Origin of the sequence: Paractinoplanes ferrugineus, assembly GCF_016862195.1 — a bacterium.
Taxonomy (GTDB): Bacteria; Actinomycetota; Actinomycetes; order Mycobacteriales; family Micromonosporaceae; genus Actinoplanes; species Actinoplanes ferrugineus.
The window spans coordinates 58276-69294 of the sequence record NZ_BOMM01000059.1 but is presented as its reverse complement, the minus strand read 5'-3'; the positions used below and the strand labels follow the sequence as shown (position 1 = coordinate 69294).

Sequence of the window (11019 nt, the reverse complement as noted above, 5' to 3'; positions counted from 1 at the left end):
GATGCGTGTTCTACTCGCTGAATGATCATGAGAACGGCGACGAGGGCGGCGACCCTCGTACTCTGGCTCGGCCTGACGGCGGCCCTGTTCCTGGTGCTCGACCTCTATACCTAGGCTTGGCCGGATGCGCACTGAAGTGATCACCGTCCGGACCGGCGGGTCGCCGGTTGTCCGCGACATCACATCCGAGGCGGCCGCGTTCGTCCGGTCCGAAGCGGACGGCCTCCTGCATGTTTTCGTGCCGCACGCCACCGCGGGTCTCGCGATCATCGAGACCGGGGCCGGCTCGGACGACGACCTGCTGGCCGCGATCGACGAGCTGCTGCCGGCCGAGGACCGCTGGCAGCACCGGCACGGATCCCGTGGTCACGGCCGCGACCACGTGCTCCCGGCCTGGATCCCGCCGTACGCGACACTCCCCGTGATCGGCGGGCGGATCGCGCTGGGCACCTGGCAGTCGATCTGCCTGGTCGATCCCAACGGCGACAATCCGACCAGGCAGGTGCGCTTCTCGTTCATCGAGGGCTGAAAAAGTTACTGGTCAGTACGTGTGTCCCGGATCGCGGACACCCCGGGTAGGCGTGACGATGCCCACCGCGAGGGGGCAGGATGGGTGTCATCTCCGAGCGACCCACACAATGCGCCGCTCGGTTCCTACACCCGACCAAGAGGATTGCCTGTGGCCACGGAGCGCAAGCGCCCGGTGATCAGTGATGGCCTGCCGAGCCAGCTTCCGGACATCGACCCCGAGGAAACCAACGAGTGGGTCGAGTCTCTCGACGGAGTCATCGACGAACGCGGCGCCAAGAGAGCCCGTTACGTTATGTTGCGCCTGCTCGAGCGGGCCCGGGAGCGGCAGGTCGGCGTCCCGCCCCTGACCTCGACCGACTACATCAACACGATTCCGCCGGAGCAGGAACCCTGGTTCCCGGGCGACGAGTTCGTCGAGCGCCGCATCCGTGCCTACATCCGGTGGAACGCCGCCATGCTGGTGCACCGGGCGCAGCGGCCGGAGATCGGCGTCGGCGGCCACATCTCGACCTACGCGTCGAGCGCCAGCCTCTACGAGGTCGGCATGAACCACTTCTTCCGCGGCAAGGACCACCCGGGCGGCGGCGACCACATCTTCTACCAGGGGCACGCGTCCCCGGGCATGTACGCGCGGGCGTACATGGAAGGCCGGCTCAGCGAGAACGACCTGGACGGTTTCCGGCAGGAGCTGTCGCATCCCGGTGGTGGCCTCCCGTCGTACCCGCACCCCCGGCTCATGCCGAACTTCTGGGAGTTCCCGACGGTCAGCATGGGCCTCGGCCCGCTGAACGCGATCTACCAGGCGCGCTACAACCGCTACCTGCACAACCGCGGCATCAAGGACACCAGCCAGCAGCACGTCTGGGCGTTCCTCGGCGACGGCGAGATGGACGAGGTCGAGTCGCTCGGCGCGATCGGCCTGGCCGCCCGCGAGGAGCTCGACAACCTCACCTTCGTGATCAACTGCAACCTCCAGCGCCTCGACGGCCCGGTGCGTGGCAACGGCAAGGTCATCCAGGAGCTGGAGGCGTTCTTCCGGGGTGCCGGGTGGAACGTGATCAAGGTGGTCTGGGGCCGGGAGTGGGACCCGCTGCTCGCCGCGGACACCGACGGCGCGCTGGTCAACCTCATGAACGTCACGCCGGACGGCGACTACCAGACCTACAAGGGCGAGTCCGGGGCGTACGTACGGGAGAACTTCTTCGGCCGTGACCCGCGCACCCGCAAGCTGGTCGAGGGCATGAGCGACGACGAGGTGTGGAACCTCAAGCGCGGCGGCCACGACTACAAGAAGCTCTACGCGGCGTACAAGGGGGCGACCGAGCACACCGGCCAGCCGACCGTGATCCTCGCCAAGACGATCAAGGGCTGGACGCTGGGGTCGCACTTCGAGGCCCGCAACGCCACGCACCAGATGAAGAAGCTGACGCTGGACGACCTCAAGGGCTTCCGCGACCGGCTCTACCTGGAGATCAGCGACAAGCAGCTCGAGGACAACCCGTACCTCCCGCCGTACTTCCACCCCGGTGAGAAGTCCGACGAGATGCAGTACATGCTGGAGCGTCGCCGCGAGCTGGGCGGTTCCATCCCGTCCCGGCGCACCAAGCACAAGTCGCTGGCCATCCCCGACTCGAAGCTCTTCGGTGACGTCAAGCGGGGCAGCGGCAAGCAGAAGGTCGCGACCACGATGGCCTTCGTCCGGCTCCTGAAGGACCTGATGAAGGACAAGGAGTTCGGCGCACGCTGGGTGCCGATCATTCCGGACGAGGCGCGTACGTTCGGCATGGACTCGCTGTTCCCGACGAAGAAGATCTACTCGCCGCACGGCCAGACCTACACCTCGGTCGACCGGGAGCTGTTCCTGTCGTACAAGGAGGCGATCAACGGCCAGATCCTGCACGAGGGGATCAACGAGGCCGGGTCGACGGCGAGCTTCATCGCGGCCGGTACGTCCTACGCGACGCACGACGAGCCGATGATCCCGCTGTACATCTTCTACTCGATGTTCGGCTTCCAGCGGACCGCGGACGAGCTGTGGGCCGCCGCCGACCAGATGACCCGGGGCTTCCTGCTCGGGGCGACGGCCGGCCGCACCACGCTCAACGGTGAGGGCCTGCAGCACGAGGACGGCCACTCGCTGCTCATCGCGGCGACCAACCCGGCCGTGGTGGCGTACGACCCGGCGTTCGCGTTCGAGATCGCGCACATCGTGGAGAACGGCCTGCACCGGATGTACGGCGAGAAGCAGGAGAACGTCTTCTACTACCTCACCATCTACAACGAGCCGATCCTGCAGCCCGCCGAGCCGGCCGGCGTCGACGTCGACGGCCTGCTCAAGGGCATCTACCGGTACAAGGCGGCGCCCGAGACCACCGGGCCCTCGGCGCAGATCCTGGCTTCCGGCACCGGCATGCAGTGGGCGATCAAGGCCCAGGAGCTGCTGGCGCAGGACTGGGGGGTGAGCGCCGACGTCTGGTCGGTGACGTCCTGGACCGAGCTGCGGCGCGACGCCGTCGAGATCGAGGAGCACAACCTGCTCCACCCGGGCGACCAGCCGCGCAAGCCGTACATCCAGCAGAAGCTGGAGGGCACCGAGGGCCCGGTCGTCGCGGTCAGCGACTGGATGCGGGCGGTGCCCGACCTGATCAGCCGCTGGGTGCCGAACGACTACACGTCGCTGGGCACCGACGGCTTCGGCATGAGCGACACCCGGCACGCGCTGCGCCGCCACTTCCACGTGGACGCCGAGTCGGTGGCCGTGGCCACGCTGCGCCAGCTGGCGCTGCGCGGCAAGGTACCGGCGCACGTGCCGGCCGAGGCGGCCAAGAAGTACGCGATCGACGACGTCAACGCGGCGCCGGTCGGCGAGACCGGCGGCGACAGCTAGAAGGATCGGACAAAAGGCCCCACCCCATAGCGGGTGGGGCCTTTTCGTTCATTACCGGTAGCCACCTGTCGATAGGTACCAGGTGGAGCACAGACGTCGCGGATCGCAGATGAGCCACCAGTTGCTCGCCCTGGGCCTGGGGGCGTCCTGATCACCGCCGTCGTCCTGATCACCGCCGTCGTCCTGGTCATCGTGGGGGCCTGGCAGAGCTCCCGGTTCGCCAACCGCACCGAGACCGAGGTGGTCGCGCAGCACGCGGCGGCCCTGGACCGGACCACGTCCGACGTCACCACCCTGGTCAGCACCGTCGGCGACGAGGTGCAGGACCAGGTCGACGCCGACATGACCGCGGCCGACCAGCTGCTCGCGCAGCGCGGCGGGGCTCACGGCTGGGACCGCCACCTATCAGGTCTCCCAGGCCAAGCAGACGGTCGCCCTCCCCCGGCTGACAATCGGCGGCGACTGGCTCGGCCAGAACACCGACCGGCGGACGACCACGCCGTTCGTCGACGACGTGCGGGCACAGCTGGGCGGGGCGGTCACCGTGTTCCAGCGGATGGGCCCGGCCGGCGACCTGCTGCGGGTCGGCCCACCATCGAGGCGGCCCGGGCGGGCGAGACCGGCAAGGGCTTCGCGGTGGTCGCGAACGAGGTCAAGGAGTTGGCCCAGGAGACCGCGCGGGCGACCGAGGACGTCACCGCGCGAGTGGCCGCGATCGAGGGCGACACCACCCGGGCGGTCACCGCGATCGCCGCCATCACGGCCCGGATCGGGCAGGTCAACGACTATCAGACGGCGATCGCGGCGACGGTCGAGCAGCAGGCCGCGACCACCGCGGAGATGGCCGGCAACATCGCCGAGGTGGCGTCGGGCCGCCGGGACATCGCCGAGGGCATCGGCGTGGTCAGCGGCGCGGTCGACGGCACCCGGCAGTCGGTGACGGTGTCGCACCGGGCGGCGGACGAGCTGAACGCCACCGCCCGCCGGCTCACCGGTCTGGTCGGCCGCTTCCGGGTGTGAGGAACTTGCCGAGCTTGTCGAACTGCTGGTTGGAGCCGACCACCATGAAGCTCTGGATCATGTCGGTCAGGTAGCCGGCGTAGTGGTTGGTCATCTCGGTGCGGCCGTCGCCCAGGTCGACGAACGTGATGGTGGACTTCCCGGCACCGAGGCCGCGCTGGCCGTCCCACTCGAACTCGAGCAACGACGGCTCCTCGAGCCTGGTGAACCGCATGTCCGAGGGGTATTCCGTGCCGTCGGCGTCGGCCACCATGGTCACCCGGAAGGTCCCGCCGGGCCGGAGGTCGATCTCCACCGAGGACCGCGGCGTGTGCATCCCGGCCGGCCCCCACCACTTGCAGATCTGGTTGGGGTCGGTCCAGGCCCGCCAGAGGAGCTCGCGCGGCGCCTCGAAGACGCGCACGATGTCGAGCTCCCGGAAGGTCATTTCCTCGTCCGTCACTGCTCTGTTCCCTTCATCAAACCGCGCAGGTGCACGTCCAGCTTGTCGAAGCTGGACTCCCAGAACTCCCGGTAGCGGCTCATCCACTCGGTCGCGGCGCGCAGCGGCTCGGCCTCGAGCCGGCAGGGGCGCCACTGCTTCTCCCGGCCGCGGGAGATGAGCCCGGCCCGCTCGAGCACCTTGAGATGCTTGGAGATCGCCGGGAGGGTCATGTCGAACGGCTCGGCGAGGGCGTTGACCGTTGCCGGCCCGTCGGCCAGCCGGGCCAGGATCGCCCGGCGGGTCGGGTCGGCCAGCGCGCCGAACACGACGCTCAGCTGGTCCGTGGCCATCTCAGGCCGGCACGTAGGTGACCACCTCGACCCCGGAAGCGGTCTTCCAGGAGTCGGCGAGCGAAAGGGCGATCTTGGTGCCGTCGTCCCAGAGCTTGCGGCCCTCGCCCTGCACCACCGGGAAGATCATGATCCGGTATTCGTCGATCAGATTGTGCTTGGTCAGGTAGTTGACCAGCGAGGCGCTCCCGTTGATCAGCAGGCTGCCGGTCTCGGCGCGCAGCTTGGCCACGGTGTCGGAGACCTCACCGGCGATGAACGTCGCGTTCCACTCCGGGGTGACCAGTGTGGTGGTGGCGACGTGCTTGGGCATCGAGTTCATCTTCTCGCCGAACTCGCCGGTCTCCGCCTCCATCTGCGGCCAGGCGGCCTTGAAGCCCTCGTAGGTCTTGCGGCCGAGCAGTAGCGCGTCGGCCTCCCGCAGGTTGCCGGCCTGCCAGTTCGCCAGTTCGGCGTTGAAGTAGGGCCCGCTCCAGGCCGGCTCCTCGAAGACGCCGTCGAGGGTCACGTATTCGACCGCCACTACCTTGCCCATTTATTTCACCTCTCAGTTAATTAGCTGATCGGTAAACTAACTCCGGAACTGGGGCCTCGTCAAGCTGTCTAACGATCCGTAAGCTCTTCGCTACGCAGAGGAGGATCGATGGCGGTCACCCACGGAACTCCAGCCCTCGCCGAGCCGGTCGTCCCCGTCCGGCGCACCTGGATCGGTCTGCTGTTCGCGGCCAATCTGGGTCTCTGGATGGCCTACTACACGCCGTTGCAGATCCTGCTGCCGGAGCAGATCGAAGATCTCGGCATCGCCCACAAAGAACTCTGGCTGGGCATCGTCACCGGCATCGGGGCGATCGTCGCCGTCGTGGTCAACCCCCTGGCCGGCGCCCTCTCCGACCGCACCCGGCCGCGGTTCTTCGGCCGCCGATGGGGCCGGCGGCACATCTGGACCGCCGGCGGCGCGCTCGTGCTGTTCCTCATGCTGCTGGTGCTCGCCGTCGCGCCCAACCTCTTCTGGATCACCGTGGGCTGGGCGCTGGCCAACGTCGGCATCAACATCATGCTGGCCACCCTGACCTCGGCGGTGCCCGACCGGGTGCCGGTCGCCCAGCGCGGCCTGGTCTCGGGCTGGATCGGCATGCCGGTGGCGCTCGGCCTGGTGGTCGGCGCGATCCTGGTGACCACGGTGGTCACCACCCCGTCGCCGGGCTACCTGATCATCGCGATCGGCCTGCTCCTGCTGGTGGCGCCGTTCCTGCTGCGCACCCCGGACGACCCGCTCGGCGACGCGCCGGTCCCGAAGTTCACGCTCCGGCTCGACCTGCGCGGCAACCCCGACTTCGCCTGGGCCTGGGTGACCCGTTTCCTGGTCATGCTCGGCAACGCGCTCGGCACCCTCTACCTGCTCTACTTCCTCTCCGACGAGGTCAAGGTCGCCGACCCGGAGACCGACCTGCTCTACCTGATCCTGCTCTACACGGTCGGCATGGTCGGCACGGCGATGCTCGGTGGCTGGCTCTCCGACCGGGCCGGCAAGCGCAAGATCTTCGTGGTCTGGTCGGGTGTGGTCATCGCGGTCGCCGCCGTCCTGCTCGCGATCCGGCCCACCTGGCCGGTCGCGATGGTGGCGGCGCTGCTGTTCGGCGCCGGCTTCGGGGTCTACCTGGCGGTCGACACGGCGGTCGTCACCCAGGTGCTGCCGGCCGCCGCCGACCGGGCCAAGGACATCGGCGTGATCAACATCGCCCCGTCGGTGTCCCAGGCGCTCGGCCCGGTGCTGGCCGCCCCGGTCGTCGCGTTCCTCGGCGGCTACCCGATGCTGTTCGTGCTCACCGCCGTCACCAGCCTGGCCGGAGCCCTGGCCGTGCTGAGGATCCGCTCGGTTCGCTGACCACGGCCGCCAGCAGGGCCCGGCGGCAGCACACGCCTGCCCGGGACGCGGCACAGTCGCCGGCGCTCCGGGGGAGGTGGCGTGGCGTGCTGATGGCGACAGCACGGGCAACCCGGGCCTGGCCGGTGCTGTTACTCGTCGGGTCGCGGCGCCGAGGGCGGCCACGTCCGCCGACGCCGTAAACTGAACCGGTGACTGTTCGCGTTCGCTTCGCCCCATCCCCCACCGGCCTCGTCCACGTCGGCACCATCCGCTCCGCCTTGCAGAACTGGGTTTACGCCAAGCAGCACAACGGCGTCTTCGTCCTGCGCATCGAGGACACCGACGCCGCGCGCAACCGCCAGGAGTGGATCGACGGCATCCTCGACGCGCTGGACTGGGTCGGCATCGAGCGCGGCAGCTACGAGGGCCCTTACTTCCAGTCGGCCTACGCGCCCGACCACATCGCCGCCGCGACCCGCCTCTACGGCGAGGGCAAGGCCTACTACTGCGGCTGCAAGCGCGACGACGTGATCGCCCGCACCGGCAACCAGCACTCCGGTTACGACGGCTTCTGCCGCGACAAGGACCTCGGGCCGGGCGACGGCCGGGCACTGCGCTTCCGCACGCCCGACGAGGGCGAGACCGTGGTGGAGGACCTGGTGCGCGGCAAGCCCACGTTCGAGAACAAGCTGATCGAGGACTTCGTCATCGCCCGCGGCGACGGCTCACCGCTCTTCCTGCTGGCCAACGTCGTCGACGACATGACGATGGGGATCACCCACGTGTTCCGCGCCGAGGAGCACCTGCCCAACACCCCCAAGCAGCAGATGCTGTGGGAGGCGCTGGGGCACACCCCGCCGGTCTGGGGCCACGTCCCGGTCATCGTCAACGAGAAGCGGCAGAAGCTGTCGAAGCGGCGCGACAAGGTCGCCCTGGAGTCGTACCGCGACGAGGGCTACCTGGCCGCCGCCCTGAAGAACTACCTGATGCTGCTCGGCTGGGCGCCCTCGGGCGACCGCGAGATCGTCCCCTGGCAGGTCATCGAGGACGAGTACCGCATCGAGGAGGTCAACCACGCCTCCGCGTTCTTCGACATCAAGAAGCTGCGGGCGTTCAACGGCGACTACATCCGCGCGCTCGCCCCCGAGGAGTTCGCCGCCTGCTGCGCGCCGTGGCTGCAGGGCACCGACACGATCGCCGCCCCGCCGTGGCGGCCGGAGGCGTTCGACCTGCAGGTCTTCTCGGCGGTGGCCCCGCTGGCGCAGACCCGCATCGCGGTGCTGTCGGAGATCGTGGAATACGTCGACTTCCTCTTCCTCGACGAGCCGGTGCGCGACGAGGCGTCCTGGGCCAAGGCGATGAAGGGTGAGGCCGCCGAGATCCTGGACGCGACCGCCGCCGCGTTCGAGGCGCTGGAGACCTGGGCGGCCGAGCCGCTGAAGGCCGCGCTCGAGGAGGTCGGCCTGGCCCGCGAGCTCAAGCTGGGCAAGACCCAGGCACCGGTCCGGGTCGCGGTGACCGGCCGCACGGTGGGACTTCCGCTCTTCGAGTCGATCGAGGTGCTGGGCCGCGAGCGGACGCTGCGTCGCCTGCTGGCAGCGCGGGCTGCTCTCTAGCTCGCCCAGGTGGGCGGTGTGCCGAACCGGTCGGTACACCGCTTACCGCGCTTTTCCCTTTTACCGCATTCGCCGCCTCCGAGGCCATCGCTTCCCGTCGTTCCGGTAACGAAAACCGCTGAGCGGGTGACCGAGACCCCCTCCGGTTGCTCGCGCTGGGTACTATTCGGCGGCTGATCAAAGGCCGTTGTCGTCGTGTCGGTCATCCCCGGATGGCTCCCATTCGTCCGGCTCGAGATGCGCCCGGACAGAAGTCCGGGAAGGCTGAGGGTGCTTCGGCCGAGCCGCGATCCACCGTCGTGGCGAGACCAGCCCGAGCGCACAGCCATGTCCACCACGGGGCGGGAGGGCCGGACTATGGTTCGAGCGAAATTGGGTCACGACGAGGCACCGGGGCCTGGGCGGACCGCGAGGTTGATCTCGGCAGTCGGGGCGGTGGCGGTGGCCGCGCTGCTCACGATCGGGGTCGCCCCGGCCGCGCAGGCCGCACCGAAACCGCCGGCCAAGCCGACCAGTGTGCAGATCGTCGGCAAGGACATCGCCGGCACGCTGATCGTCGATCCGACCGACGGCACCCGCCTCTTCGACGCGCTGCTGGGCGAGGTCAGCTGGATGGCGACGGCCACGCCGCAGACCACCGCCCCGAAGGCGGACAAGCTCGGTCCGAAATACACGCTGACCGTCATGCAGAAGACGGCGCCGGAGGCGGTCTACGAGCTCTTCCCGCTGGCGGCCGGCGGACCGCGGGCGCACCGCCCGGCCAAGCAGCCGGTGATCAACAAGTCGGCGACCGACGGCTGGTTCTACGGCCGGCTCACCATGTCCGAGACGCTGCGCGCCGGCGGGGTCCCGCTGCAGGCCAAGCCGGACGTGTTGCCCGGTGGCATCGGCGGCGGCATCGGTCAGGACATCAAGAACGAGGACCTCGACCCGGTCGCCGGGATGAACAGCTTCCTCACCGAGGTCCGGCGGCTGTTCCTGCTCAACGGCGCGGTCCTGGTGGTCATCGTCTTCGGCCTGGCCGGCATCGCGTTCCTGATCCGCCGCCGGGTCTAGGCACCACTCACGACGACGGCAGCGGCACCGGCATGCGGAAGGCCGGGCAGGCCCCCGACGACGGGCCGGAGCAGCGTTCGGCCGGGTCGAAGGCGTCGAACAGCCGCTGATCGGTGGCGATCTTCTCGATCTGCGCGCCGGTGAGGCCCGGCTCGCCGGCCGCGGGCTTGTCGGCGCCGCGTTCGCCGGTGGCCATCACCGCCAGTGTGCGGCCGTCGGTGATCCGCCGGGCGATCGTCTGGTTCACCTGCCAGTCCGGGTCGTGCTCGTCGTCGTACCGGACGTACTCGACGCCGGCCGGCGCCCATTCGGTGCGCGCGCACTTGTTCGGATGCGCCAGCACCGGGAAGCACATGTCCCCGGCGACGTCGTAGACCGCGATCTCCACGGTCCCGCGCGCCCGGCCGGCGGAGTCGGTCACCGAGTACTGCCGCCAGCCGTTGCCGCGCTCGGGCGGCCGCGGGTAGATGTGCATCTTGCGGTCGTCGACCGCCGGGGCGAGGACGGCGAGCACCGGGTCGGCCACGTTCGACGGCACCGGGACCGCGCTGCCGGCGGGAGCCGCTTGCCGGGCCACCTGGTCGCCGGCCGGCCGGGACGGCAGCAGGGTGGTGGTGAGCACCAGGCCGGTGACGGCCAGCGTGGCCACCACGCCGGCCCCGGCCGCGATCAGGACGCGGGTGCGCCGGCGGCGGATCCGGTCGGCGTCGCGGAAGACCGCGTCGATCTCGTCGCCCAGGTCCGGTTCGCCCGCCAGGACGTGCTCGAGGAGCCGGGTCAGTGGCATGGTCATCCGGTCAGCGCCGCCTCGGACTCGGTGAGCAGCTTCTGCAGCGCGGCCAGCCCGGCCCGCTCGTAGGCGGCGACCCGCTCGTCGTCGAGGTCGAGCATGGCGCCGACCGCATCCGGTTCGAACCCGTCCCACTGGCGCAGCACCAGCACGGCCCGGCAGCGCGGGGCGAGCTTGTGCAGGGCGTCGAGCAGCAGGATGGACTCGGCCGCGACGCCCTCGGCGCCGGCGGCGGCCACGAAGACATGCTCCCGGCGGCGGTTGCGGCGGCGGCAGGCCTCCATCAGTTCGGCGTACGCGTAGACGTCCGGGTCGGCGACCGCGCCCCGCCTGCTGTCCGCCACCACCCGGGCCATCGTGGCCCGGGTCAGCTCGGTGGCCGTCGTCCAGTCGCCGCACATCAGGAACGCCGACCGGCGCAGGTGCGGCAGGCGGCTGGTCACGAACTCCCGCAAACCGTCGTCGTCACCGGACATAA

General features: G+C 69.7%; 11 protein-coding genes and 1 pseudogene. 7 read left to right on the top strand and 5 right to left on the bottom strand.

Features of this window, described 5'->3' with window-relative positions:
* The first annotated feature begins 124 nt into the window (after nt 1–124).
* The 4 genes and pseudogenes from Afe05nite_RS33465 (at nt 125) to Afe05nite_RS45010 (ending at nt 4438) form a co-directional block, all read left to right on the top strand.
* Complete coding sequence (locus Afe05nite_RS33465) at nt 125–529, top strand: YjbQ family protein (RefSeq protein ID WP_203821279.1); 405 nt, start codon at nt 125–127, stop codon at nt 527–529.
* 150 nt (nt 530–679) lie between these two features.
* Nucleotides 680–3418 carry a pyruvate dehydrogenase (acetyl-transferring), homodimeric type gene (aceE, locus tag Afe05nite_RS33460; protein WP_203821278.1) on the top strand — a complete coding sequence of 913 codons (2739 nt, stop codon included), beginning with the start codon at nt 680–682 and terminating at the stop codon, nt 3416–3418.
* A 445-nt stretch (nt 3419–3863) separates the two neighbouring features.
* Nucleotides 3864–3944, top strand: a pseudogene (locus Afe05nite_RS45015) (hypothetical protein); the annotation flags it as partial.
* A 110-nt stretch (nt 3945–4054) separates the two neighbouring features.
* Nucleotides 4055–4438 (top strand): methyl-accepting chemotaxis protein, encoded by a 384-nt coding sequence (locus Afe05nite_RS45010; RefSeq protein ID WP_369077032.1) that lies wholly within the window; start codon nt 4055–4057, stop codon nt 4436–4438.
* Here the strand turns inward: Afe05nite_RS45010 and Afe05nite_RS33450 are convergent.
* The 3 genes from Afe05nite_RS33450 to Afe05nite_RS33440 are packed head-to-tail and all read right to left on the bottom strand — an operon-like array spanning nt 4407 to nt 5747.
* Nucleotides 4407–4880 (bottom strand): SRPBCC domain-containing protein, encoded by a 474-nt coding sequence (locus tag Afe05nite_RS33450; protein WP_203821277.1) that lies wholly within the window; start codon nt 4878–4880, stop codon nt 4407–4409. The genes Afe05nite_RS45010 and Afe05nite_RS33450 overlap by 32 nt on opposite strands.
* On the bottom strand, nt 4877–5212 hold the full coding sequence (locus Afe05nite_RS33445) for an ArsR/SmtB family transcription factor (RefSeq protein WP_203821276.1): 336 nt from the start codon (nt 5210–5212) through the stop codon (nt 4877–4879). Before Afe05nite_RS33445 ends, Afe05nite_RS33450 begins: the two co-directional genes overlap by 4 nt.
* Nucleotide 5213: 1 nt before the next feature.
* Nucleotides 5214–5747 (bottom strand): dihydrofolate reductase family protein, encoded by a 534-nt coding sequence (locus Afe05nite_RS33440; protein ID WP_203821275.1) that lies wholly within the window; start codon nt 5745–5747, stop codon nt 5214–5216.
* A gap of 108 nt (nt 5748–5855) precedes the next feature.
* Here Afe05nite_RS33440 and Afe05nite_RS33435 point away from each other — a divergent pair, with 108 nt between their 5' ends.
* From Afe05nite_RS33435 to Afe05nite_RS33425, 3 genes are all read left to right on the top strand, one after another.
* A complete protein-coding gene (locus Afe05nite_RS33435; RefSeq protein ID WP_203821274.1) occupies nt 5856–7097 on the top strand; it encodes an MFS transporter in 1242 nt (413 codons plus the stop codon).
* 191 nt (nt 7098–7288) lie between these two features.
* Nucleotides 7289–8695, top strand: coding sequence for a glutamate--tRNA ligase (gltX, locus tag Afe05nite_RS33430; protein ID WP_203821273.1), 1407 nt, complete (start codon nt 7289–7291; stop codon nt 8693–8695).
* Between the two features lie 414 nt (nt 8696–9109).
* Nucleotides 9110–9751: a hypothetical protein gene (locus Afe05nite_RS33425; protein ID WP_239118388.1), complete on the top strand. Its 642-nt coding sequence runs from the start codon at nt 9110–9112 to the stop codon at nt 9749–9751.
* Between the two features lie 7 nt (nt 9752–9758).
* Here the strand turns inward: Afe05nite_RS33425 and Afe05nite_RS33420 are convergent, their stop codons facing one another.
* Nucleotides 9759–10544: a hypothetical protein gene (locus Afe05nite_RS33420; protein ID WP_203821272.1), complete on the bottom strand. Its 786-nt coding sequence runs from the start codon at nt 10542–10544 to the stop codon at nt 9759–9761.
* A complete protein-coding gene (locus tag Afe05nite_RS33415; RefSeq protein WP_203821271.1) occupies nt 10541–11017 on the bottom strand; it encodes an RNA polymerase sigma factor in 477 nt (158 codons plus the stop codon). Before Afe05nite_RS33415 ends, Afe05nite_RS33420 begins: the two co-directional genes overlap by 4 nt.
* Between the last annotated feature and the right edge of the window lie 2 nt (nt 11018–11019).